This is a genomic window from Rhizobium gallicum bv. gallicum R602sp (assembly GCF_000816845.1).
GTDB classification, from domain to species: Bacteria; Pseudomonadota; Alphaproteobacteria; order Rhizobiales; family Rhizobiaceae; genus Rhizobium; species Rhizobium gallicum.
On sequence record NZ_CP006880.1, the window covers coordinates 775,353 to 800,244 of the forward strand.

The following is a 24,892-nucleotide window of genomic DNA, read 5'->3' on the forward strand; positions in this document are numbered from 1 at the left end:
CACGAGGGAGAGACGATGAGACATTTTCGCAAAATTGGCGTTCTCGCCGGACTGGCGCTGAGCGTCTCGGCCGCGGCCTTGAATGCCTATGCATCCGAACCGACCGTTCCGCCGGAGCCGGCGCCGTTTCCGGCTGAAGGCAAGATCAAATATGTTGCCCGCGACTCCATTTTGGAGTTCAAGGCGCTGCCGGAATATAACGAACCTGACTGGGTGAAGAAGAATTTCGTCGATACCGGCAAGCTTCCGCCGGTCAAGGATCGGCTTCCAAAGGAGCCGCTGGTCTTCAAGACCGAAAACATGCCGGACGGTATCGGCGTATACGGCGATACGATGCGCCATGTCATCGGCGGGCGGCCGGAAGGGTGGAACTACGGTGCGGGCCAGACGCAGGGCTGGGGCGGTATCGATATCGGCCTTTCGGAATGCCTGACGCGCACCGCACCGCTTTTCCAGGTGGAGGCCAAGGATACCGAGCCGCTTCCGAACCTCGCCAAGAGCTGGGAGTGGTCCGAGGACGGCCACAAGCTGACAATGCATCTGATCGAAGGTGCGAAGTGGTCAGACGGTGCTCCTTTCAACGCCGATGACATCATGTTCTACTGGGAAGACGAGGTAATCGACCCGAACGTCTCGCCCCTAGGCGGGGGCGCATCGCCGGAAGCCTTCGGCACCGGCACGACCCTGAAGAAGATCGATGATTATACCGTCGAATGGACCTTCAAGGAGGCCTTCCCGAAACAATATCTCTACACGATGGCCTATCCCAACTTCTGCCCGGGTCCATCGCATGTCCTGAAGCCGCAGCATCCCAAATATTCGAAAAACACCTACGACCAATTCAAGAATGCATTCCCGCCAGAATATATGAATATGCCGGTGATGGGCGCGTGGGTGCCTGTCGAATACCGGCCGGACGACATCATCGTGCTACGCCGCAATCCCTATTATTGGAAGGTCGACGAAAAGGGCAACCAACTCCCCTATCTCAACGAGCTGCATTACAAGCTTTCGACATGGGCGGACCGTGACGTTCAGGCGGTCGCGGGCTCGGGCGATTTTTCGAACCTCGAACAGCCTGAGAATTTCGTTGCTTCGCTGAAACGCGCTGCCGAAAAAACGGCACCCGCCCGTCTCGCCTTCGGCCCCCGGTTGATTGGCTATAACCTGCGGATGAATTTCTCGGCCAACGGCTGGGGCGATCCGGACGCGCGTGGCCAGGCGATCCGCGAGCTGAACCGCAACGAGGATTTCCGCAAGGCTGTCACGATGGCGTTCAACCGCAAAGCCGTCGGCGATTCGCTCGTCAAGGGACCGTTCACGGCCATCTACTCCGGCGGCTTGTCCTCCGGCACGAGTTTTTACGATCGGCAATCGACCCTCTACTATCCATACGACCTTGAGGGCGCCAGGGCCGGACTTGCCGAGGCGGGCCTGAAGGATACGGATGGCGACGGCTTCGTGAACTTCCCCGCCGGCCAGGCGGGCGGAAAGAACGTCGAAATCGTGCTGCTCGTCAATAACGACTATGCGACCGACAAGAGCCTCGCAGAAGGCGTCGTCGGCCAGATGGAGAAGCTGGGCCTCAAGATCATTATCAATGCCCTCGACGGACCGAAGCGCGACGATGCGCACTATGCCGGCCGCTTCGACTGGCTGATCCAGCGCAACACCACGGAACTGGCTTCGGTCGTGCAGAATACAGAGCAACTCGCCCCTGTCGGCCCGCGCACCAGCTGGCATCACCGTGCCGGCAAGGACGACCAGCTCGACCTGATGCCCTTCGAGAAAGAGCTTGTCGATATCGTCAACAAATTCAGGACAAGCCAGGACAATGACGAACGGGTCAGGCTTATGAAAGAGTATCAGAAGATTTCGACGGAGCACGTGAACACCGTGGGCCTTACGGAATATCCGGGGGCACTGATCATCAACAAGCGCTTCTCGAACATCCCGCAGGGAACACCGATCTTTATGTTCAACTGGGCTGAAGATTCCGTCATCCGCGAACGGCTGTGGGTGGCTGCCGACAAGCAGCAGAAATATGAACTTTTCCCAGAGCAACTTCCCGGCAAGCCGGGAGAAAAGGGTCCGCTGAACTAGAGCTCCCTCCCAAATGAAGTGAGCTTCCGGCCGCGCGTGGCGCGCGGCCGGTCATAACCAACAAGCCGGCCGCGCTGCCGAGGAGCGACTGGCGGCAAGGAGAAGCGAACCGTCCGATGTTACGATTCCTGCTCGTGCGCATAGCCTCAGCGATCCCTGTGCTCTTGATCCTGAGTGTGGTGACCTTCGCGATCATTCAGGCACCGCCTGGCGATTACTCCGATTACATTCGCTCCCAGCTCATCAACCAGAGCGGAGCCTCCTATGCGCAGGCGGAGGCGCAGGCCCAGGCCTACCGCGTCGAGCACGGCCTTGATCAACCGATGGTCATCCAATACTTCAACTGGATCGGCGGCATCGTCACCCGCGGCGATTTCGGCTACAGCATGTACTATAACAAGCCGGTTGCCGACGTCGTCGGAGAGCGCCTGCCGCGCACACTGCTTTTGGCCCTGGTGTGCCATCTCTTTGCCTCAGTGCTCGGCATCACCTTCGGCATCTGGGCGGCGACACGCCAATATTCCTGGATCGACAGCCTTCTTTCCGGCATTTCTTTTCTTGGCATGACGGTGCCGCGCTTCTTGATGGCGCTGATCATCGTCTACCTGCTGGTGTTCCAATTCAACATTTCCGAGATCGGCAGCTTCTTCTCGCCGCAATATGGCGGCGCGCCATGGTCGTGGGCGAAGTTCGTCGATCTGGTCAGTCATGTCTGGCCGGTCGTTGCGATCGCCACATTCGGGGGACTCGCCTACAATATGCGGGTCATGCGCGGCAATCTCCTTGATACGCTGAACGCGCAATATGTCGAGACGGCCAAGGCGAAAGGCTTGACCGGCAGCGCGGTCGTCATGCGCCATGCGGTGCCCAACGCGCTGCATCCGCTCGTCATGTACCAGGGCGTCGTGCTTCCCTACATGCTGACGGGAGAAATCGAGACGGCGATCATTTTCGCCCTGCCGACCGTCGGTCCCGCCATCGTCGGCTCCATGGCGGTTGGCGATGTCTATGTGACCGCGACCTTCATGATGGTGCTGTCGGCAACGCTGATTGTCGGCAACATCATCGCCGATATGCTGCTTGCCCTGCTCGACCCGCGTGTCCGTCAGTCTGTAGGAGCCTGATATGTTCGCCTTCGACTCCTCCCTGCCACCACCGCACGAAGAAACCATCAAGAAGCCGCCGCACGGCAACGAAAGCTACATCGCGCTCGTGTGGCGCCGTCTGAAGCGCTCCTGGACAGGCATGATGGGCCTCATCCTCGTCGGGCTGCTGATCATCATGGCCGTGTTTGCGGATTTCTTCGCGCCGATGGATCCGAAGGCAACCGATGTCGGCTTCGCGCCGCCGCAGGCCATCAGCTTCCACGACAAGGATGGCAACTTCGTCTTTCAGCCGCGCGTCTATGCGCTCGCCGATTCCGAAGAACTCGACCCCGTCACCTTCCAGCCGATCGTTGGTCCGGATTATGACAATCCCCGCTACCTCGGATTCTTCGTGAAAGGGGCGGACTACAAGCTTTTCGGCCTCATCCCGGCGAACCGGCATTTCTTCGGTTCGACAGATGGCCAGCCGGTGCATTTTCTCGGCACCGACAAATTTGGACGTGACGTGCTTTCGCGCGCGATCATCGGCTCGCGCATTTCGCTGGTGATCGCTCTCACCGTCGTCTTTATCGTCACGCTCGTTGGCACGACCGTCGGTATGGTCTCCGGTTACTTCGGCGGCACATTCGACGTCTGGGTTCAGCGCTTCGTCGAACTGGTTCTCGCATTTCCTCAACTGCCGCTTTATCTGGCGCTGACGTCGTTGATCCCAGTGACGGCTCCGACCAACGTCTTCCTTGCCTTCGTCATCGTCGTCATGTCGGCACTCGGCTGGGCGCAGATGTCGCGGGAGGTTCGCGGCAAGACGCTGGCATTGGCGCGCATCGACTATGTGCGGGCGGCGATGGCCGTCGGCGCGACCGACCGGCGCATCATCTTCCAGCACATCTTTCCGAACGTGATGAGCCACGTGATCGTATCGGTGACACTGCACATCCCGAGCGTGGTGCTGCTCGAATCGTTCCTCGGTTTCTTGGGCTTTGCGGTGAAGCCGCCACTGATCTCCTGGGGTCTCATGCTCCAGGATACGGCGAATTACTCGGTCATCGGCACCTATCCCTGGATCCTTGCCCCTGTCGGCTTTGTGCTTGTGACCGTCTTTGCATTCAACGCGCTGGGCGATGGCCTGCGCGACGCAGTCGATCCTTATTGAGGTGGTGAAGATGGCCCTTTCTCTCGTCAATTCCTTTGCACCGCCCGTTCGCCATGATCATGATGGCCGCAAGGAAAGTCCAATCATCGACGCACGCAATGTCGCGGTGACCTTCAAGGTCGAAGACGGCTTCGTCGAGGCGGTCAAGGATATCTCGTTTCAGCTCTATCGCGGAGAGACGATCGCGATCGTCGGCGAGTCCGGATCCGGAAAATCGGTAACAGCGCGCACGGTGATGGGGCTTCTTTCGAAGCGCGCCGTTGTCTCGCCGAAATCGGGCATCGACTATGATGGCGCCAATATCCTGAAATTTTCCGAAAGCGCCCGGCGCAAGTTGCGCGGTAACCGCATCTCGATGATTTTCCAGGAGCCGATGAGCTCGCTCAACCCGATCTATACGGTCGGCAGTCAGATCGTCGAGGCAATCCGTGTACACCAGAAGTTCGGCCGCCGGCAGGCGGAAGCGCGGGCGCTGGAGCTTTTGAAGCATGTGCAAATTCCCGATCCCGAAGCCCGACTGAAGCAATATCCGCATCAGCTGTCAGGCGGCCAGCGCCAGCGCGTGATGATTGCCATGGCTCTCGCCAACGATCCGGACGTCCTCATCGCCGACGAGCCGACGACAGCGCTTGACGTGACCGTGCAGGCACAGATCCTGAACCTTATCCGCAACCTGCAGAAGGAACTGCGCATGGCGGTGATCCTGATCACCCACGACCTCACGGTCGTCCGGCAGTTCTCGGACTATGTCTATGTGATGCAGCATGGCGAGATGCGGGAGCACAACACGACCGAAAGGCTCTTTGCCAATCCTCAGCACCCTTACACGAAGCATCTGCTCGGCTCCGAGCCGCGTGGTCAGGCCAACCCATTGCCGGAAAATTCCGAGATCATTCTTGATGCCAGAGGGGTGCGCGTTTCCTTCATGCTGCGCCACGGCACGTTCTTCAAGCCGGAAATGAAGGAACTCGTCGCTGTCGACAGTCTGAGTCTCACGCTTCGCCGTCATGAGACGCTTGGTCTCGTCGGCGAGTCCGGCTCCGGCAAAACGACCTTCGGTCAGGCGCTCGTCCGGTTGAACGATCCGGACGGCGGAGAGATCTATTTCGACCGCCAGCCCATCCACGGCCGCTCGCGCGCCGAGATGAGGCCGCTACGATCGCGTATGCAGATCGTCTTCCAGGATCCGTTCTCGTCGCTCAATCCGCGCATGACAATCGGCCAGATCATCGAGGAGGGGCTGGTCGTCAACAGGCTCGGTGCGACGAAAGCCGAGCGCATGGACCGGGTGCGCGAGGCGTTGATTGCGGCCGGCATGCCGGGCCATATTCTCTCGCGCTTCCCGCATGAATTCTCCGGCGGCCAGCGCCAGCGCATCGCCATTGCCCGTGCTATCGCCCTCGAACCCGAATTTATCTTGCTCGATGAGCCGACTTCGGCGCTCGATCTTTCCGTCCAGGCGCAGATCATCGAGCTCTTGCGCAGGTTGCAGGACGAGCGGGGCCTGAGCTACCTCTTCATCTCGCACGATCTCAAGGTCGTGCGGGCGCTGTGCCACCGGGTGATCGTCATGCAGCATGGCCGCATCATGGAAGAGGGGCCTGTCAACGAAGTCCTATCCAATCCCAAGACCGCCTACACGGAACGGCTGGTGAAAGCCGCTTTCGAGGTAGCATGATTGCCGAATGCCGGAGGTTATAATGGCACGAAATCCCAAGATCACGTTTATCGGAGCAGGCTCCACCGTCTTCATGAAGAACATCGTCGGCGATGTCTTGCAGCGTCCGGCGCTGTCGAGCGCCACGATCGCGCTGATGGACATCAATCCGCAGCGTCTCGAAGAAAGCGCCGTCGTTGTCAACAAGCTGATTTCGACGCTGGGCGTAAAGGCCAGGGCTGAAACTTACTCCGATCAGCGCAAGGCGCTGACAGGCGCGGACTTCGTCGTCGTCGCCTTCCAGATCGGCGGCTATGAGCCCTGTACCGTCACCGATTTCGAAGTGCCGAAGAAATACGGTCTGCGCCAGACCATTGCCGACACACTCGGCGTTGGCGGCATCATGCGCGGGCTTAGAACCGTGCCGCACCTTTGGAAGATATGCGAGGACATGCTCGCCGTCTGCCCGGAGGCGATCATGCTGCAATATGTGAATCCGATGGCCATCAACACCTGGGCGATTGCGGAAAAATATCCGGCAATCAAGCAGGTCGGCCTCTGCCACTCCGTCCAGGGCACGGCCATGGAGCTGGCGCATGACCTTGACATTCCTTACGAGGAAATCCGCTATCGCTCGGCCGGCATCAACCATATGGCCTTCTATCTGACGTTCGAGCACCGGCAGGCGGATGGTTCCTACAAGAATCTCTATCCCGATCTTGTCCGCGCCTATCGTGAAGGTCGTGCCCCGAAGCCCGGCTGGAACCCGCGCTGCCCCAACAAGGTGCGCTACGAGATGCTGACTCGCCTTGGCTATTTCGTCACCGAGAGCTCGGAGCACTTTGCCGAATACACGCCCTACTTCATCAAAGAGGGCCGAGAGGACCTGATCGAGAAGTTCGGAATTCCGCTCGACGAATATCCGAAGCGCTGCATCGAGCAGATCGAGCGTTGGAAAGGACAGGCCGAAGCCTACCGCTCGGCCGAGACGATCGAGGTCGAACAATCGAAGGAATATGCTTCCTCCATCATCAACTCCGTCTGGACTGGCGAACCGTCGGTCGTCTACGGCAATGTCCGCAACAACGGCTGCATCACCTCACTGCCGGCAAACTGCGCCGCCGAAGTGCCTTGCCTGGTCGACGCCTCGGGCATTCAGCCAACCTTCATTGGCAACCTGCCGCCACAGCTGACAGCGCTCATCCGCACCAACATCAATGTTCAGGAGCTGACCGTCCAGGCACTGATGACGGAAAATCGCGAACACATCTACCACGCTGCGATGATGGATCCGCATACGGCAGCTGAACTCGACCTCGACCAGATCTGGTCGCTCGTCGACGATCTTCTTTCCACACACGGTGACTGGCTGCCGGCCTGGGCAAGAACAGCCAAGAAGGTGCAGGCAGCTTAGTTGCGAAAGCGACACCGTTCGGGCAGCGTAAGCCGGCGAGGCCTGTCGCCGGCTTCGCCTTCAGCCTGCCGGATCGGCTACTTGGCTCGTGATGTCTCCAAGAAAGGCGAACGTTCCGATACCACACGCGCGCGCGTCCGGATCACGATTGGGGTGAAGCTCTGCGCCACAGGACGTTTTACGGTTTTTCTTATATGATCTGCGCAGGCGACAGATAAAGGTAAATAACGAGGCAGGTTGCCGCGATTGCGACCATGGTGGCCGGCCCAAGAATTGTTCTAGCGACCGAAGCAACAGCGAGCCCGGACGCCAAAGTCGCGCCTCCCAGCAAGACGCCGCGGCCGGAAAAGGCCAGAGCGAGGGCTGAGATGCAGATGGCTGTCGCCAGCATGGTGAGCGTGATTTTCCGTGGAGCCATCTCGGGATACGCGGCGAAAGCCGGCAAGCATCCCCTTACGCTGAAGCCGATTGCGATGCTCAGAAAAACAAAAGGCAATACCATTGACCGGAACCTTTCAAAAAGAACGGCCATCGCGTAGCAAGCGGCGTGCCATTTGTTTGCCCTTCGTTGCTCACTGGCGTCATGCGGCGCTGCCGATATATTGCGCTCAATGCCCAAAGAGCATGCAGGATCCGCTCACTGGCGAACGAGTTCCTTGCGTGCCGCTGAACGCATCGCGACCGACGCCCAAGCGAGGTCGACGGCCCCTGCTGGCATCGTCACAGGCTGCGAGCATTCGGCAAGTTGCGCAATTTCCTTCTCGGCAGCGGCTGAAACTTTGAAAAATCCGTTCTCTACCGCGACTTGATCGTATTCTGTTTTTGAGAATAATAGCGGCTCAATATTCTGAAATAGAGACTTACGTGGATTTTCCCTCGCTCCGTGTCTTTCTGTCCGTCGCCGAACATCGAAGCGTGACGCGCGCTGCCGAGGCGCTTGGGCGCGTCGGTTCGAGTGTTACGACCCGAATCCAACAGTTGGAGGAGGATCTCGGTGTCTTGCTCTTCAACCGGGATGGAAAGCAGATGACCCTCACTCGCGAAGGGCGGCTGTTTTTGTCTTACGCGAAGCGAATGGCGGCATTGGCTGACGAGGCGCGCCATTCGTTGTCGGCCTCCGGCCGGCCGGCGACTTTGCGTGTAGGGACAATGGAGAGCACGGCGGCAAGCCGGCTACCGCACATTCTGCCACGGTTCGCAACCGTTGCTCCTCATATTTCTCTTCGGCTGACAATGGGTGCGACGCGGGATCTCGCCCGTGCCGTTTTGGCGGAGGAACTCGATTGTGCCTTGATCGCATTGCCCATCGGCAAGCATGCAGCCGCCTGGCTTGCCGACGTTGATTTTTGCCAGCTTGAGCTCGCGCCGCTCTGGAGCGAGGAGGTTCTGATCATTCTTCCTCCGGATCATCCGCCAGTTCGTCATGCCGCGGACATCACCGTTGGCACACTCGCCGCGCTTGAGGCCGGGTGCACCTATAGGCGCATGGCCGAGGATTGGCTTTGCCGTCTTCCGCCGTTCATGACGATCGAGATGTCATCTTACCACGCCGTGGTTGCGAGTGTCCTTGCAGGAGGCGCCGTTGGTGTCATTCCAGCGTCGATCCTGTCGCAGCTGCAGGTGTCCGGTGTCCAGACGGTTGTTGCGGGTTCGGCCCAAACCTCGTTTCTCGCACGCAAGAACGCGGGGTCTTCAGAGCTGGATACGTTTCGAACGGCCCTTCTTTCCGCTGGTGGGGCAGGTCCATAACCGTTGCCATCGCCCGATCCTTTTGTCGGGTGTGGCCCACATCTCATTGACAAATCCACAGGTGATATATGCGTCTCCCACATCGTGAAGCCTTGTCCGGCTGGCGTTTTCGTCTGTTTGCGCCCATCCTTGCCGGTGCGACACTTCGCGAGCGGCTGGTTGCATGTGTGGGTGCGCTTGCATGCATCGCACTGACGGGCCTCATTTGCGGTGGCCTCCTCGGCGAGGGTCCCCACCTTCCGCTGATTGTCGCGCCGATGGGGGCTTCGGCTGTGCTGCTCTTTGCTGTTCCGTCAAGCCCATTGGCGCAGCCTTGGCCGATTATCGGTGGAAACACGATCTCTGCTTTCATGGGGGTCATCGCCGCAAATCTCATTCATGACCCAATCGTCGCAATTGGTGTGGGCGTTTCGCTTGCGATTGCGGCGATGTCGTTCACCCGCTGCCTGCATCCGCCCGGCGGAGCGGCGGCCTTGACCGCAGTCCTCGGCGGTGCGCCTGTCGCAAGTTGGGGTTTGCTCTTCCCGTTCGTGCCGGTGGGCTTGAATTCGTGCATCCTGGTGGCACTCGGGCTTCTGTTTCACAAGCTGTCACGGCACAATTATCCGCATGTTGTCGTCAGCGCGACCAGCATGCATCATACGAAGGATCCGCCCGCAAACCGGCGGGTCGGATTTCGTGAGGAAGACGTCGATGCGGCCCTCCAGGTATTGAAGGAAACGTTCGACATCGATCGTGCAGATCTGAGCCGGCTTTTGCGAGAAGTCGAAATTCAAGCGACGGTCCGGTCCAGCAAAGATCTGAAATGCGCAGACATCATGTCGCGGGATGTCGTTGCAGTCAGCCCCGACACCACTGTTGAGGTGGCGCATGCGCTGCTGCTCCGACACAATGTGCGCACACTGCCGGTCAAAGAGCCTGACGGCAAGCTCGTAGGCAGTGTCGGACTTCGAGAACTCGCTTTTGCGTCCGGTCCGGTTAAGGCTCTTATGGCGCCACCGGCGACAACTTCGGCTGACGCGCCCGCGCTTGGCCTTTTGCCAGTCCTGACGGACGGGAAAACACACGCCGTTGTCGTGATCGACCAGGCGTGGCAGATCATCGGGCTGATCTCGCAGACCGATCTTCTCGCTGCTACGGCGCGTCTCGTTCCGACGGACCGCGTCGCCTTGGAGAGTGTCGCCTAAAGCTTCTGATGGCAACGCGGCAAGTTCGGCCCCCCGGCGACGGTCTCGTCGGCATCTGCCGTAAGACGTCCTGATATCCTGATCGATGATCCGAGAAAATCTCGGCTGAGACATGACGAACACCGGCTGCGCCCGGCATTGATGAAACGCGTGTTCCAGGTCCAAGCGCAACAGATGCGCGCTGGCGCTTTCACTGCTTCGACAGTCAGCCCGCGAAACGGTGAAGCCGTTTGCAGGCGCCGGGCGGCTAGCCATGATCGGTCAGCGACTGAAGGACGGATATCTGTTCGGCGACACCTTCACTACCGCCGATGCGCTGCTCTATGTCATGGTTCGCTGGGTGCGCGATTCCGGGCTGAAAATTCCGGATCGCCTCATTGCCTATGAGGAGCGCGTTGAGGCACGCCCGGCGGTGCAACGGGCGCTGTGCGCCGAAGGGCTGGCTTAGCGAGCGATCAAACGGCCGAAAAAAGGGTTTAAAACATCGCAACGATCATGACCGCGAGCAGGCCAAGCCCATCATCGCCGATAATTTCGCTTAAGTCGGAACTAGCGGAATTTTTACCGGTCTTTGTCGAATCGCGGGCTCCAACTGCGTCTAATATGGAACGGCACCATTGGGGGAACAGGATGCGCTACCTTTGTCTCTTCTACATTGATCAAAACCTTGTTGACGCCGCCAGCAAAGAGGAATGGGCCGAGATCGACCGGGAATCCTTGGCTTCCAACGAAAAGCTCAAACGATCCGGCCACTATGTCGCCTCCAATGCCCTGGCCGATCCGAGGACCGCAAAAACATTGCGCGTTCGAGCCGGCAAGGCGAGTTGGACCGACGGGCCCTTCGCAGAAACTAAGGAGTATCTGGGAGGTTTCCTGCTCATCGAAGCGGAGAACCTTGCGGAGGCGTTGGCGATTGCAGAGCGGGACTCGCTCGCTCGGATGGGGGCGATCGAGGTGCGCGAGACCGCCGGTTTTTAGCTGCGAAATGCTCCGGCACGTTCTACCGGCGACAAACGGCCGCTTCCATCGTGCCAACGAGGCTATTTTTGCTCAGGCGACAGGATCGTTCCATGATGTTCATCCACATGGTGTCCAGAGGGACGGGAGCGAGCGCAGGGTCCTGACGGCCCAACAACGGGTCGCAACCGTTGAGACCCGCCCTTTGCGCTTAGGTGATTTCACCGCTTTGCGAAAGCCAGTACCGAAGCGGCGTGCGTCAGCCCAACGCGTGGCCGGCAAGGCCAAAAACCGTCGGTTCGCACGAACTCGCGAAACACGCAATAGCCGACGTTTTCTCCGTCGCGCCGGAGCGTGCAAATAGATGCGCCTTCTGAAAAGCAATGCGAGCATCCTCTTGCGATTGGCCCCAATCGCCTGGGCATCGAGAGCTTCGATCTCATGAAGCATGTCACTCGACAGATCGCTCACTGAGGTGATGGGGTCATTACAGGATACTGGTTCAGTCGAAGGCGACATAACCGCCACTGCTCCCGCAGAGAACTGTTCACCTGACGCCTACCCGGTCGATGCCCGACTTCCTCCCTTAAGCACCGCGCAAGTAGGTGAGCGGAAATCGGTGCGGGAATTTGGATACGCACCTCGCTTCGAGAAATACGATTTTTCAATCAGACTGATAGTGTACCATAGCTTGCGCTGTCGCACTTTTTGTATGGGCAAAATCGCTCCGATGGCAAGGGTCATAAGTCGCATCGTGTCGGGTGCGGCACTTCGGACGGGAGGACGAGCGGATGCATCTGTCATGAGTACGACTCGCCGCCGCAGCACCACGGGCCTGCGCCAGTTTCTGAATCCCGAGCAGCAGCGCAATTGGATCGAAGGCAAGATGTACTTGCGCGACGCCGACGAGCGCTCGGAGTCTCTGGAACAACGCTTCAAGTACATCGCGCGGTTTCAGAAGCTGCTTCGCCGCCCGCAGGTACAAGAAGTTCTGGAGGTTCTCAGGCTCTACGGCCAAAACTGCATCCCCCTCCCGCGCAAGACCGAGCGGAACTACTGGTCGGTTTCTTGTCTGCCGTCGACCTCCGACAAGCCGCTTATCCGCGTTAATGCGAGCTGGATGGAGCTTTTCACTCTCTATGCAGACGGCGAGGGCATCCGCGCGAGAGTCCTGGTGCATCTTTCGAATTTCACCACGGACCATTCATCGGCGCAGGACCATGTGGACGAATCCTTTCTCGAACACTGCGTCACGATGCCAGAAGACGTCGGCTATTTCTTCCCGCGCGGCGAGGACATTTTCGGCATCACTGTGCGAGGCTCCGGCTCAATCCACAAATTCCTCGCGACCCCCCGTGTGTTGCGCGCCATTCGGACTTTCAATCTGACGCACATGAACCGAGGTCGGAACGCCTACGGTACGAGCCACTGCTACAGCCTGGCGGATCACATGCTGGAAGGTTGAGCGGCTCTGGGGTGCGCGCCGCTCTGGCGAGGTTGTCGGGCCGATCCGACGTCGCGGCCGCGATCCACTAAATGCTGGCTCGGCGACGGGTTGACCCGCTATCTCGACGACAGCCGTCTGGCGATGAACTTCGTCTCTTCAACGGCGTCATGCCGGACATGCATAGGCGCGACATCATGGGTCATGAGACCATGGGCGAGGTCGTCGAAGTCGGCAAGGACAACAAGCACCTCAAGATCGGCGACCGAGTCCTTGCTCCTTTCACCATTTCCTGTGGCGAGTGCTGCTTCTTCCGACGCGGCTTTTCGAGAAGGAACTGTCGGATGAGTAGGTACTCTTTCTCTAGATTAGCGTAAACGTGCTGCTTCCCGAGTCGGTCGAGACGAATTTCCGCAGCTTCATGTCTGAGGATTTGCGAGCACAATTCGAAAAGGAAGTCCTCGGCAAAGTGCTGCTCAGGGGTGTCGGATCCGCCGGGAACAGCGGTGGCTCTCTTTCTGCTCTGCACGATCTTCCTATGTTGCAGTAGCCAATAGGCGTTCGTTCATTTTTCTGATGCCATTGCTCCCAATAGCTTTGGAAGATCACCGAAGCGGGCGATCAAGCCGAATATGAGGGCCGCTGTCGCGACGAAGAGGATCGTTACCGAGGCCATTGTCGGCGTATAGCCGTAGCGCAGTGCGTTGAAGATCTTGATCGGCAAGGTTTCCATGGTAAAGCCGACTGTCATATAGGCGACGATGTATTCGTTCAGTGAAAGCACAAACGCAAAGGCGTAACCCGAAATCAGGTACGGCCGGATCAGCGGCAAGACGACCGTCGTAAATATCGTCCTCTCATTCGCCCCCATCGTCGCCGCCGCTTCGACGAAGGAGCGATCGATTGCGGTGAAGCCGAGCGACAGCGTCACCAGCGGCAATGTGACGAAGAAGATCGCGTGGCTGATCACGGCGGTCCACGGTGCGCCGTAAAAGCCGGTCGTCGCCCAGAAAGTCAAGAGGCCAAGTGCGGTGATGACGGGTGGCAAGGTGAAAGGCGCGATGCCCAAAAGCTGGAAGATGTTCGCCCATGGCGCAATTCTCCGCCACAAGAACCAGGCAAGCGGCAAAGCAATGAGCACTGCAAGTGCTGCGGACAGAACCGCAAGCGTGAGCGACGCGAAAAGCGCGTTGCGCCATTCCGGATTGGTGAATATCTCACCGTACCAGCCAAGCGAAAAGCCTTGGGGCGGGAAGGTGAGGCTCTGTTTTGCATTCACCGATACCCCGGCAACGACGATCATGGGTGCCGCCAGGAAAAGTCCGATAAACGAAAAATACAGACGGCGGAGCAGCGTGTTCATGCCGCTTCTCCCTTTCGGCCGATCAGCACCGTCAGCCCCACCATGGCAAGCGTCACCAGCACCAGAAAGACGGCCATTGCGGCGGCGAAGGGCATGTTCGACTGATAGATAGCCTGATCGGTGATCAGCACAGACAAGGTCCAGTGCGACGGACGCCCGAGAATCTGCGGCAGCAGATAGGAGCCGAGCGCAAAAATGAAGACCATGATGAGCGTTGCGATAATGGTGTTGCGCAATGTCGGTATGACGACCGTGAAAAATGCCTTGACCGGCGATGCGCCGAGCGTGCGCGCCGCTTCCGTCAAGGTGGGGTCAAGCCGAACGAGCGCGGGATAGAGGATCAGGATCGTGTAAGGCAGGGCTTGATAGACCATGCCGGCCAGCACCGCGCCGAAGCTCGGGGTCAGAGCCACGGGCTGCTGCATGACGCCTGCCATGACAAGCAGATTGGTGATGCCGGCGGTGCGTGAGAACAACGTCGACCACGCAAAGCCGATGATAACTTCGGAAAGCGAAAGGATCGCCAGCAGCGCCACCAGCCAAATCACCTGAGCTTTGCGCCCCATGCGCGTCAGCAGATAGGTGAATGGAATGCCAAGCACGATGCAGCAGATCGCGACGGCAATTGCAAGCATCAGCGAAAAGCCCAGCACCCTACCGAAAAACAGACTGACGAAGCGGGCGTAATTATCGAATACGAAGGCGGGCGTGTAAAAGCCGCCCTGCTGCCGCTGGAAAAAGCTGACGGCAATCATCGTTGCGAAAGGAATGACGAAGAAGACCGTCAGCATTCCTGCCGGGAAGGCAAGCGGCCAGTAATCGGCAATTTTTTGTGGTGGTTCACGCCTCATTTGAGCAGTACCACGCAGACGTCCGGCGAGAGCTTGACGCCAACCTCTTGGCCAACGGTGACGGCAGGTCTTTCGCGTGGTGTCGAAACGGCGACGACCTGTGTTCCGGATAGATCTAGGAAGGTCTCGATCGTGCCGCCGAGATCGCGAATGAAGGTTACCTTGCCAGCAATGGTGTTGCCACCTGGCGCTGTCAGATGCACGTCCTCCGGCCGCACCGAGATCGTTGCCCTGTTGAGGCCGGGAGGAAGCAGAACGCCTTCGATGACCTTGCCGAAGACCGTTGCGCGGCCGGCGCTGTCGGCTTCTGTCGTGAGCAGGTTGGTCGAACCGATGAAATCGGCGACGAAGCGGTCGGCGGGACGGCGGTAGATCTCGATCGGGCTTGCTGCCTGGCGCAGTTCGCCACTGTTCATGACGACGACTGTATCTGCCATCGTCATTGCTTCGCGCTGGTCGTGGGTCACGACGATCGTCGTGATTCCAAGCGTCTGCTGCAGCTGCCGGAGCTCCACCTGCATCGCCTCGCGCAGTTTTGCATCAAGGGCCGACAGCGGTTCGTCGAGCAGGAAGAGCTTCGGCGAAATTGTCAGTGCACGAGCAATTGCGACACGCTGGCGCTGGCCGCCGGAAAGCTTGTTCACTGGTCGGTCTGCATAGCCCGGCAAATGGATCAGCGACAGGAGCTCATCGACACGCTTCCTCTGGTCTTCCTTGGCCGTGCCCCGGATCCGCAGTGGATAGGCGATGTTTTCGCCGACGGTCAGGTGTGGGAAAAGCGCGAGGGACTGAAACACCATCCCCAGATCGCGCTTGTGGGTCGGGACGGCCGTAATGTCGTTGCCGTCGAGCACAATGGCGCCGCTCGTCGGCACGTCGAGACCGGCTATCATGCGCAGCAGCGTTGTCTTGCCGCAGCCGGAGGGTCCGAGCAGGCAGACGAACGTGCCATGCGGAACGTTGAGCTGCACATTATCGACGGCGGTGAAGGCGCCGAATTGTTTGGTGACATTGTTGAGTGTCAGTCCGGACATAAATCCCCCGCATGGGCCACGTGGATAGGACGACTGCCCCCGCATGGGCCTTGGCCCTCAAAGGGGCAAGGCGCATGCATTTTATGGAGCGTTCAGTCTCGAAAGCTCAACCGACTATGAGTTCCGTCCACTTCTGGTTCAGCCAATCGGACTTGGTCTGATACAGATCGTAGCGTGGCGTAATCGGCTCGATGTCGGAGGCGACGGCTGCAAACTCCTTGTCGGTCAGGTCGAGCAACTCGCGCTTGATCGTTGGCGCGGTGCCCACCTTGCGCGACATCAGTGCCTGGATGGCCGGCTGGCACATGTAGTCGATGAAAATATTTGCCTCTTCCGCCTTCTTGGAGGCACGCGACAACGCCCAGCAGCCGGAATCCTGGATTCCGCCCTCCTTGGGGAAGGTCGAGCGGACCGGGAACCCGTCGGCGGCCGCAAGGCCGGTGACGTCGTGATAATACTGTCCCATCGGGATTTCACCGGACTTCAGCGCCTGCTCGAACTGTGCCTCGTCGCGATACCACAGCCGGACATTCGGCTTCACCTCGGCAAGCTTTTCGAACGCCTTCAGAAGACCCTCTTCCGTATCGAGCGCGTTCGTGCCGCCGAAATGCGTCTTGGCCGTCACTTCCAACAGGAACGAGTTGGAAACAAGGGCAAGCAAGCCGAGTTTGTCGGCGTTTGCCGGATCCCAAAGGGCATTCCAGGAGGTCGGCGCTTCTTTAAAGACGTCGGTATTGGTGACGAGTGTGATGTACCACGCGACGGCCCCGACGCCGGCAACACGGCCATCCGGATATTTGTTCACGAAGCGGTCGATGAGGCCTGAGGCGTTCTTGAGCTTTGCTGTGTCGATCGGCGTCCACAGTTCGGTCGCCTGGCCCTTGAGCATTGCGACCTGCGACATCATCGAAAGGTCGGCAGGCGCCTGGCCGGCCTTGGCAGCCTGCTCCAGCTGCACCAGCCACGCCTCGCCCGTCGGTTCGGCCACCGATTCGACGGCAATGCCGGTTGCCTTCGTGAATTCCGGGAAAACGTTCTTGTCGAACGAATCCTTGAAGTAGCCGCCATAAACGCCGACCTTCAGCGACTTGTCCTGCGCGCGCAGAATGGAGGGCATGGCGAGCATGCTGGTGGCAGCGACGCCGCTTGCCAGCAGGTTTCGGCGGCTGACCGCCTTGTCGAGAATGGATTTCATGGCTTTGTTCCCTCTTTTGTTTGGTCTGACATGTTGCAGTTTCCGGTCGTTGCCGATTATTAGCTGGCCTTGCTGCCGATGGACGGGCTGAAGACCATCAGGCTCAGGATTTCGAACAAGACCTGGGCGCCGGCATGGGCGGTGTTCGTCGTCGCGTCATATTGCGGGGCTACCTCGACAACATCTCCGCCAACAAGATTGATCCCTTTCAGGCCGCGGATCAATTGCAGAACTTCCCGCGTCGTCAAGCCGCCGACTTCGGGCGTGCCGGTGCCGGGCGCAAAGCTCGGGTCGAGGCTGTCGACGTCGAAGGAGAGATATGTCGGCGCATTGCCGACGACTTGCTTTGCCCTCTCGATGATCGCGGACATTCCCATCCCGGTCACCTCCTCGGCGTGGATCACGGTCATTCCGGATTCGTAGGAAAACTCCCAGAGATATTCTGCCGAACCGCGAATGCCGATCTGCACTGTGCGTGTCGGATCGAGCACGCCGTCAAGAACGGCATTGCGGAATGGACCGCCGTGGTGGAATTTTGTCTGGTCGAAGGCGCCGCCGGTATCACAATGCGCATCGATGTGGATCAGGCCGACCGGCTGCTTCTTGCCGAGGGCCTTGAGGATCGGGTGTGTTATCGAGTGATCGCCGCCGACGCAAAGCGGTGCGACGCCTGCCTCGACGATCTGGCCGATGCGTTTTTCGATGTCGTCATGGCTGAGCTCCAGCCGGTAACGGCTTTGGAAGGGCACGTCGCCGATATCGGCTGCGCGCAAATCAAACAGCGGCGCCGTGCCCAGCACATGGTTATAAGGACCAATGCGCTCGATTGCGCGCAGTGCCCGCGGTCCGAAGCGCGATCCCGGGCGGTTGGTGACGCCGAGATCCATCGGAACGCCGGTGATTGCAACCTGCAGATTGCCGAAATCCGGCTCGTCGGCGGCAACCTGCATATAGGGTGCGCTGAGGAATGTCGGAACGCCGGCATAAGGCGCAAGGCGCGTGCCGGTTTTTGAAAAGATCTTGTCGGCTACCTTGCGAAAGTCGGGATCGAATATCTCACCGCCGTGGTTGTTGGCAAATTTTGCGCGCAGTTCTTCGAGCTTCGTCTGATTCCAGACCATTCCGGTTCACCTCTTGTCTTTAACGGCGGGGAAGCGGAACCTTGCTGCGGCATCACGTCATTCCCCTCGTCGTTCTTGCTTTTTCTGCATTACCCAACAAAACGGTTGGAAATGCAACTCACATTGTTATAGCAGTAAGCGTGAGATTTATTCACATACAGGTAGCCATGTTCAACCGACTGCCGCCTCTGAATTCTCTGCGTGCTTTCGAGGCAGCTGCCCGCCGGGGCTCGGTCTCGGCGGCTGCGCGCGAGCTCAATGTTACCCATGGTGCCGTCAGCCATCAGATCAAGGCGCTGGAGGCGGTCTTCGGCACGCCGCTCTTTGAGCGCAATGGCAAACGCCTGAAGCTTACGCCGCAGGCTGCCCTGCTATTGCCGGCTCTGACACATGCATTCGAGAACATTGCGGCGGCAACGGCCCTGGTGACCCGTCCGTCGACAAGCGGGAGCCTTAGAATTTCATGCGTTCCGGCTTTGCTGTCCTTCTGGCTGATTCCGCGCATGCACCAGTTTAGCGAACAGTTCCCCGATATCAGCCTGACGCTCGTCGCCTCCAATGATCCTGAGCTGCTTTACTCGCCGGATATCGATGTCTGTATTCTCTATGGTGATGGGACCTGGCTGGACTGCTGGGCGCGTCTTTGGAGCAACCTGCAGCTTTTTCCGGTCGTCAGCCCAACATTGATGAACAGCCGGGCAGTGCGTTCGGTGCGCGATCTGCGCGACCATGTTCTGCTTCACGGCGACGATGGACGCGAATGGAACACGTGGCTGGCGGCAGCTGACGCGCTGGACATGCCGCGGGGCAGGCAGCACTTCATGAGCGATGCTCGGCTTTCGACGGAGGCGGCCTTGAGCGGGCAGGGGGTCGCACTTGGCGATACGATTACGGCCGGTAGCCTGATAGCTCAAGGCGAACTCGTCGTCCCCTTCGATCTCTCCGTTCCGGCCAGTGACGCCTTTTATGTTGCCTGCCGACACGAAGTGCGCTCCGCGCCGATCGTCAAGGTCTTTGTCGACTGGTTCTTCTCAGCGCTGGAAAGCGACCGCGGAGCAGAACCGCAGGCGTCGGCCCGCCGTGCGATCCGCGGGCGAGGACGCGTTGACGCCTTGGCGGGGTCGGCTGAAAGCTTCACGCCTGTCTCCCGCGCCCGCGCTGCGGCACAACGGCCCGTCAAGCGCCGTTTGAAATCCTGATCGATCTCTGAAGGAAAGCCCTGGAATGCCGCTTGCTCATCCAAATCCGCTGATCGCCCGTCTGTCGCCGCCGCCCATTCCTTCCGTACTTGCCTGGGCGGGTGACTATGATGGTGCCAAGGGGCCGCTGATTGATCTGTCCCAAGCTGTACCCGGCTATCCGGCGCATCCCGAGATGCTGCGGTTCCTCGGCGAGGCGGCCGCCTCTCCGGCCATGACCAGCTATGGGGCGATCGAGGGGGAGGAGGTGCTCAGGAAGGCTTATGCGACACATGTGTCGGCCGTCTATGGCGCGAGCGTTTCTGCCGCCAACATCCATATTACCTCCGGTTGCAACCAGGCCTTCATGTGCAGCACCATCGCGCTTGCCAAGGCGGGCGAGACGATGGCGCTCACCAATCCCTTCTATTTCAACCACGAAACTACGCTTTCGATGCTGGGGATCGGACGTGTTCTCGTCGATTGCGATGCCGCAAAAGGCTTCCTGCCGAGCCTGGTATCGGCAGAAGAGGCCCTGTTGTCGGGAGCGCGTGGCCTTGCGGTCGTTTCGCCGAACAATCCGACCGGTGCTGTCTATCCGCCGGCGCTGCTTCGCGAACTCTTTCAGCTCTGCCAAAAATATGGGGCATGGCTGATCCTGGACGAAACCTATCGGGACTTTCTGCCAACCGATGCCGGAGCGCCGCACGACCTGCTCTCCATCGAGGGCTGGGAAGAAACGCTCATCCTCCTCTACAGTTTTTCCAAATCCTTCTGTATTCCGGGACATCGATTGGGGGCGATCACAGCAGGTCCGCGCATTGTCGGCGAGATCACCAAGATCATGGACAACATGCAGATCTGCGCCCCGCGGGCGGCTCAGGTCGCCGTAGCGGCAGCGCTTCCGATCCTGGCGGAATGGCGCGTAGCAAATCGGTTGGAGATCTCCCGCCGCGCCGATGCGCTCAAAGCGGTCATGGCAGCAACGGACGGCTGGTCGATCGCCGCCGTCGGCGCCTACTTTGCCTTCATCCGGCATCCTTACGGCAACACACCTTCCGCCGAGGTGGCGGAAAGGCTGGCGAAGGATGCTGGAGTGATCTGTATCCCCGGAAGTTATTTCGGCGAGGGACAGGAGAATTATCTCCGGCTCGCCTTCGCCAATGCCGATGTTGGCGTGATCTCGCAGTTGCGCGGCCGTCTGCGATAGGCGGCTTCCGCGCAATTTTGTGATAGTCTCGCCCCGACGGTCCGATGGAGTAGGGGAGAGGGCACCGATGAGGGGCTCCATAGGGAAGGCAGCTGAAAGACTTGCGCCGATCGCAGCTGCGTTCATTGCCACTTTTTCTGGCAGCCACCGTGCGCATTCCCAGCCCGAATGGAGTGCCGCGCCGCCGGCATGCCTTTATTCTCTAGAGGCTTCCGCAATCGGGCCGGCCCTTTGCGTTAGAAAGGAGAGCTTCAGCGCCGACATCTGCACGGCCATCGATCATTTTGCGCGTGCTAACCGACTTCCTCCTGATTATTTTGCACGGCTCATCTGGCGGGAAAGCCGTTTCCGCCCCGATGCGCTAAGTCCGAAAGGCGCTGAAGGAATCGCCCAATTCATGCCGGGCACTGCCAAGCTGCGCGGCTTGGAAAACAGTTATGATGCGCTGAGTGCGCTGCAGGCATCGGCGGCCTATCTTAATGAACTGCGTAACCGATTCGGTAACCTGGGGCTTGCGGCGGCAGCCTATAATGCCGGCGAAAACGGTCTTTCGTCATTCCTCGAACATGGCACGTTGCCTTTCGAAACACGAAGCTATGTCACGGCGATAACCGCACACAGCGTTGAAGAATGGAAAAAAAGCCCGCCCGAGAAAGCGGCACGTGAACTCGACAAGGACAAGACCTTCCTGGAGGCTTGCACCGCTCTTGCCGAAAGCCGCCGTTTAAAAAATGCGCCTTGGCAGCCCGAAGGCGAGTGGGCGCCTTGGGGCGCGCAACTCGCCGCGCACTTCGATCCTGCAGCGGCACGCAGTCTTTTCCTCGAAGACGTTCGCAAGTTGCCGGCGCCTCTGAACGCCGAGAAACCGCTGATTTTACGCCAGCGTGACCGCAGCTTCGGTTACCGGCCGCGATATGTCGCTCGCGCTGCCCGTCAAACGAGGACGGAGGCAAATCAGGTCTGCACCGAGGTGCGCAAGCGCGGCGGCGTCTGCCTGGTATTCAAGAATGAATAAGTGCTTCTTCTAGTTGGCCGAAGAATTCGAGGCCGCCGCCCGATCGGGATGAGCCGCAGCAAACGCAGGCAGCCTTTCGCATTTCTCTGCGATGGCCGTCGCGCGCGGGAAGGCAGAAAGATCGACGTTCCATCGCCGAGCATTGTAGAACTGCGGCACGAGGCAAAGGTCGGCCATGGTGGGCTGATCTGCGTGGCAGAACTCACCAGATTCCGGCGCCTTCAACATACGCTCAAAGGCGCCAAGACCCTCGCGGATGAATTTGCCCATCCATGCCAGCCGGGCAGCGTTCGGATCGTCCGATTGCTGCATGACGTGGGAAACGACGCTCAGATTGCAGATAGGATGAATGTCCATTGCGATGGCATAGGAAAGCGCCCTGACGCGCTGGCGACCCAAAGCATCCGAGGGCAGCAGGCCTGCGTTCGGCCGCGTTTCCGAAAGATACTCGATGATGGCGAGCGACTGCGTCAGCATCTCGTCGTCGATGGCAAGCACGGGAACTAGACCCTGGGGATTTCGCTCGAGATGAGCCGCCTGCTTGTGTTGGCTTGCCAGGAGATCGACGGGAACCGACCGATAAGGGATTGCCAGCATGTTGAGTGCAATCCGGACGCGATAGCTTGCCGAAGAGCGCCAGTAATCGAAAAGAACGGTATCGCTGGCCATGTCTGACCTCACTGCCTTTCGTATCTCGCAACGACCTGCTCGATGGCTCCGAAGATCGAGCGCCCGTGCGCATCCTTCATCTCGATGCGGACGGTATCGCCGAACCTCATGAAGGGTGTTGCGGCCGCGCCGGTCTCGATCGTTTCGATCATGCGGATCTCAGCGATGCAGGAATAGCCGGCGCCGCCTTGCGAAATCGGTTTACCCGGCCCGTCCTCCAGCTTGTTGGAGACCGTCCCGGAGCCGATGATGGTGCCGGCGCCAAGCGGTCGGGTCTTGGCAGCGTGGGCGATAAGCTTACCGAAATCGAAGGTCATGTCGATACCGGCATTAGCGCGCCCGAAGGGCTGGCCGTTGAGGTCGACGAGGAGCGGCAGATGCAGCTTGCCGCCATGCCAGGCATCACCAAGCTCGTCTATGGTTACCGCAACCGGCGAGAATGCAGAGGAGGGTTTTGACTGGAAGAATCCGAAACCTTTTGCAAGTTCGGCCGGGATCAAGCCGCGCAGGGAAACATCGTTGACGATCATGACGAGCCGGATGGCGCTGCGCGCTTCGTCGATGGTGGAGCCCATTGGCACGTCATCGACGATGACGGCGATCTCCGCTTCCATGTCGATACCATAGGACTCGTCCGCCATCAAAATGGCGTCGCGTGGCCCTAGAAAGCTGTCGGAGCCACCTTGATACATCAATGGCTCGGCCCAGAAGGTTGCCGGCATCTCGGCGTTGCGCGCCTTGCGAACCAGCTCGACGTGGTTGACGTAAGCTGAACCATCCGCCCATTGATAAGCGCGCGGGAGCGGCGATGCGGCATCGTGCTCGTGAAAACGCATGGCTGGCTGCGCGCCGGTTTCCAGACCCTCCGCAACGGCTGCTAGGCGTGGCGCGGCGTGTGCCCAGTCGTCGAGCGCGGCCTGAAGCGTCCGCGCGATATGGCCGACTTCGGAGCATTGGCTGAGGTCTTTGGAAACGACGACAAGGCGGCCGTCACGGGTGGAGTCCTTGAGGGTTGCAAGCTTCATGCGTTTGAGTTCCGTTTCTTGAGTAGCCGGTAAGCGGCTTCACTTGATGCCGGGTGTTCCGTCGAATTTGCGCTCCAGGCCGTCCCAGCATTCGAGATAGTTATCTTGCAGGGTCTCAAGCTCGGCTGCGTATCGTGTCAGTTGCTGCGGATAGCGGGTCTCGAACATGAAGGCCATCGTCTGGTCGAGCTTCACGGGTTGCAGATCGACGCTGGATGCCTTTTCGAAGCCCATGGCGTCCGGCCCATGCGGCAGCATCATGTTGTGCAGGCTCATCCCCCCCGGCACGAAACCCTCCGCCTTGGCATCGTATTGACCATGGATGAGCCCCATGAACTCGCTCATGATGTTACGGTGGTACCAGGGCGGACGAAAGGTATGTTCTGCCACCAGCCATCGCGGCGGAAAGATGACGAAATCGACATTGGCCGTCCCTTCTTCGCCCGAAGGCGCCGTCAGCACAGTAAAAATCGAGGGATCCGGATGGTCGAAGAGGATTGCGCCGACGGGTGCGAAAGTGCGCAGATCATACTTGAACGGCGCATAGTTGCCGTGCCAGGCCACGACGTCGAGTGGCGAATGGCCGATTTCTGTCGCATAGAACTTGCCGCACCATTTGACGTGGAGACGGCACGGGATTTCCTTGTCCTCGTAGGCGGCCGCCGGCGTCTTGAAGTCGCGCGGGTTGGCAAGGCAATTGGCGCCTATCGGTCCGCGATCTGGCAGCGTGAACTTGGCGCCATAGTTCTCGCAAATATAACCGCGCCACTCGGCGCCCTCGCCGAGGCGCGTTACCTTGAACATCATGCCGCGGGGAATAAGGCAGATCTCCAAAGGCTCGACGTCGATGATGCCCATTTCGGTGAACACGCGGATGGCGCCAAGCTGCGGCACGACCAGTAATTCTCCATCAGCATCGAAGAAATAGTCATCAACCATGTCCCCATTGAAGACATAGGCATGGGCCGCCATGCCGGTCTGGGTCATGACATCGCCGGCCGCCGTCATCGTGCGGATGCCGGCGAGGAAGCTGAGTTCTTCCGCCGGTGCCGGGATCGGGTTCCAACGCAGCTGGCTGAGCGGCAGCGAATGATCATCGAGACAGGGTGCTGATTTCCAGAAGGGATAACTGGCGTTGGAAAAACGGCCTGTATGGCGCACGCTCGGGCGAATGCGGTAGAGCCAGGACCGTTCGTTGGTGCCGCGCGGCGCGGTGAAAGGCGAGCCTGACAGTTGTTCGGCATAGAGCCCGTAATTGCATTTCTGCGGACTGTTCTGGCCCTGCGGCAGCGCACCGGGCAAGGATTCCGTCTCGAAATCATTGCCAAAGCCCGGCATGTATTGCGGATTGTTGACGACGGCATCGGCAGCCGTGCTCCTCGTCTTGTCCAGCATCGCTTGCACCTCCTCTGCAGATATGGTTACAAACGTAACTGTCGATTTTGTAACTATCAAGGAAGC

Annotated in this window: 22 protein-coding genes and 1 pseudogene; 15 read left to right on the forward strand and 8 right to left on the reverse strand. The window is 59.4% G+C overall.

Going from position 1 to position 24,892, the window contains the following annotated elements:
- Positions 1-15 precede the first annotated feature (15 nt).
- The 12 genes and pseudogenes from RGR602_RS26870 to RGR602_RS26925 form a co-directional block, all read left to right on the forward strand.
- The gene (locus RGR602_RS26870; RefSeq protein WP_040115061.1) at positions 16-2,103 is read left to right on the forward strand and encodes an ABC transporter substrate-binding protein; all 2,088 of its coding nucleotides are present in this window, start codon (positions 16-18) and stop codon (positions 2,101-2,103) included.
- Between the two features lie 116 nt (positions 2,104-2,219).
- Positions 2,220-3,227 (forward strand): ABC transporter permease, encoded by a 1,008-nt coding sequence (locus RGR602_RS26875; RefSeq protein ID WP_040115062.1) that lies wholly within the window; start codon positions 2,220-2,222, stop codon positions 3,225-3,227.
- A gap of 1 nt (position 3,228) precedes the next feature.
- Entirely contained in the window at positions 3,229-4,362 is a 1,134-nt protein-coding gene (locus tag RGR602_RS26880) for an ABC transporter permease (RefSeq protein ID WP_040115063.1), read from the forward strand.
- A gap of 10 nt (positions 4,363-4,372) precedes the next feature.
- Positions 4,373-6,040, forward strand: coding sequence for an ABC transporter ATP-binding protein (locus tag RGR602_RS26885; protein WP_040116503.1), 1,668 nt, complete (start codon positions 4,373-4,375; stop codon positions 6,038-6,040).
- A gap of 22 nt (positions 6,041-6,062) precedes the next feature.
- The gene (gene melA, locus RGR602_RS26890) at positions 6,063-7,433 is read left to right on the forward strand and encodes an alpha-glucosidase/alpha-galactosidase (protein WP_040115064.1); all 1,371 of its coding nucleotides are present in this window, start codon (positions 6,063-6,065) and stop codon (positions 7,431-7,433) included.
- A 374-nt stretch (positions 7,434-7,807) separates the two neighbouring features.
- On the forward strand, positions 7,808-7,972 hold the full coding sequence (locus RGR602_RS37695) for a hypothetical protein (protein ID WP_203226238.1): 165 nt from the start codon (positions 7,808-7,810) through the stop codon (positions 7,970-7,972).
- A gap of 325 nt (positions 7,973-8,297) precedes the next feature.
- Positions 8,298-9,182 carry a LysR family transcriptional regulator gene (locus RGR602_RS26900; protein ID WP_040115066.1) on the forward strand — a complete coding sequence of 295 codons (885 nt, stop codon included), beginning with the start codon at positions 8,298-8,300 and terminating at the stop codon, positions 9,180-9,182.
- Positions 9,183-9,250: 68 nt separating this feature from the next.
- Positions 9,251-10,369, forward strand: coding sequence for an HPP family protein (locus RGR602_RS26905; RefSeq protein ID WP_040115068.1), 1,119 nt, complete (start codon positions 9,251-9,253; stop codon positions 10,367-10,369).
- A 253-nt stretch (positions 10,370-10,622) separates the two neighbouring features.
- Positions 10,623-10,817 (forward strand): glutathione S-transferase C-terminal domain-containing protein, encoded by a 195-nt coding sequence (locus RGR602_RS26910; protein WP_040115069.1) that lies wholly within the window; start codon positions 10,623-10,625, stop codon positions 10,815-10,817.
- Positions 10,818-10,999: 182 nt separating this feature from the next.
- On the forward strand, positions 11,000-11,347 hold the full coding sequence (locus RGR602_RS26915) for a YciI family protein (RefSeq protein WP_040115070.1): 348 nt from the start codon (positions 11,000-11,002) through the stop codon (positions 11,345-11,347).
- Between the two features lie 781 nt (positions 11,348-12,128).
- A complete protein-coding gene (locus RGR602_RS26920) occupies positions 12,129-12,791 on the forward strand; it encodes a hypothetical protein (RefSeq protein ID WP_040115071.1) in 663 nt (220 codons plus the stop codon).
- Between the two features lie 119 nt (positions 12,792-12,910).
- Positions 12,911-13,096, forward strand: a pseudogene (locus tag RGR602_RS26925) (alcohol dehydrogenase catalytic domain-containing protein); the annotation flags it as partial.
- A 239-nt stretch (positions 13,097-13,335) separates the two neighbouring features.
- On the opposite strand, the gene RGR602_RS26930 reads toward RGR602_RS26925, so the two are convergent.
- The 5 genes from RGR602_RS26930 to speB all read right to left on the reverse strand — a co-directional run bounded on the left by RGR602_RS26930 (position 13,336) and on the right by speB (position 18,334).
- Positions 13,336-14,133: an ABC transporter permease gene (locus tag RGR602_RS26930; protein ID WP_040115073.1), complete on the reverse strand. Its 798-nt coding sequence runs from the start codon at positions 14,131-14,133 to the stop codon at positions 13,336-13,338.
- Positions 14,130-14,984, reverse strand: a complete 855-nt coding sequence (locus RGR602_RS26935; protein ID WP_040115075.1) for an ABC transporter permease — start codon at positions 14,982-14,984, stop codon at positions 14,130-14,132. Before RGR602_RS26935 ends, RGR602_RS26930 begins: the two co-directional genes overlap by 4 nt.
- Entirely contained in the window at positions 14,981-16,018 is a 1,038-nt protein-coding gene (locus tag RGR602_RS26940) for an ABC transporter ATP-binding protein (RefSeq protein WP_040115076.1), read from the reverse strand. The genes RGR602_RS26935 and RGR602_RS26940 overlap by 4 nt, the downstream gene beginning before the upstream one ends.
- Positions 16,019-16,124: 106 nt before the next feature.
- Positions 16,125-17,213, reverse strand: coding sequence for an ABC transporter substrate-binding protein (locus RGR602_RS26945; RefSeq protein ID WP_040115077.1), 1,089 nt, complete (start codon positions 17,211-17,213; stop codon positions 16,125-16,127).
- Positions 17,214-17,272: 59 nt separating this feature from the next.
- Positions 17,273-18,334 carry an agmatinase gene (gene speB / locus RGR602_RS26950; protein ID WP_040115078.1) on the reverse strand — a complete coding sequence of 354 codons (1,062 nt, stop codon included), beginning with the start codon at positions 18,332-18,334 and terminating at the stop codon, positions 17,273-17,275.
- A 167-nt stretch (positions 18,335-18,501) separates the two neighbouring features.
- Between speB and RGR602_RS26955 the strand changes: the two genes are divergently transcribed.
- From RGR602_RS26955 to RGR602_RS26965, 3 genes are all read left to right on the forward strand, one after another.
- Complete coding sequence (locus RGR602_RS26955; protein ID WP_040115079.1) at positions 18,502-19,533, forward strand: LysR substrate-binding domain-containing protein; 1,032 nt, start codon at positions 18,502-18,504, stop codon at positions 19,531-19,533.
- Positions 19,534-19,558: 25 nt separating this feature from the next.
- A complete protein-coding gene (locus RGR602_RS26960; protein WP_040115080.1) occupies positions 19,559-20,722 on the forward strand; it encodes an aminotransferase in 1,164 nt (387 codons plus the stop codon).
- Between the two features lie 67 nt (positions 20,723-20,789).
- Positions 20,790-21,737 carry a lytic transglycosylase domain-containing protein gene (locus RGR602_RS26965; protein ID WP_052451772.1) on the forward strand — a complete coding sequence of 316 codons (948 nt, stop codon included), beginning with the start codon at positions 20,790-20,792 and terminating at the stop codon, positions 21,735-21,737.
- Between the two features lie 9 nt (positions 21,738-21,746).
- On the opposite strand, the gene maiA is transcribed toward RGR602_RS26965, so the two are convergent.
- Genes maiA through hmgA form a run of 3 tightly spaced genes read right to left on the reverse strand, consistent with a single transcriptional unit; the run spans position 21,747 to position 24,826 of the window.
- Entirely contained in the window at positions 21,747-22,406 is a 660-nt protein-coding gene (gene maiA, locus RGR602_RS26970) for a maleylacetoacetate isomerase (protein WP_133938220.1), read from the reverse strand.
- Between the two features lie 8 nt (positions 22,407-22,414).
- A complete protein-coding gene (locus tag RGR602_RS26975) occupies positions 22,415-23,431 on the reverse strand; it encodes a fumarylacetoacetate hydrolase family protein (RefSeq protein WP_040115083.1) in 1,017 nt (338 codons plus the stop codon).
- 39 nt (positions 23,432-23,470) lie between these two features.
- Positions 23,471-24,826: a homogentisate 1,2-dioxygenase gene (gene hmgA / locus RGR602_RS26980; protein WP_133938222.1), complete on the reverse strand. Its 1,356-nt coding sequence runs from the start codon at positions 24,824-24,826 to the stop codon at positions 23,471-23,473.
- Positions 24,827-24,892 lie beyond the last annotated feature (66 nt).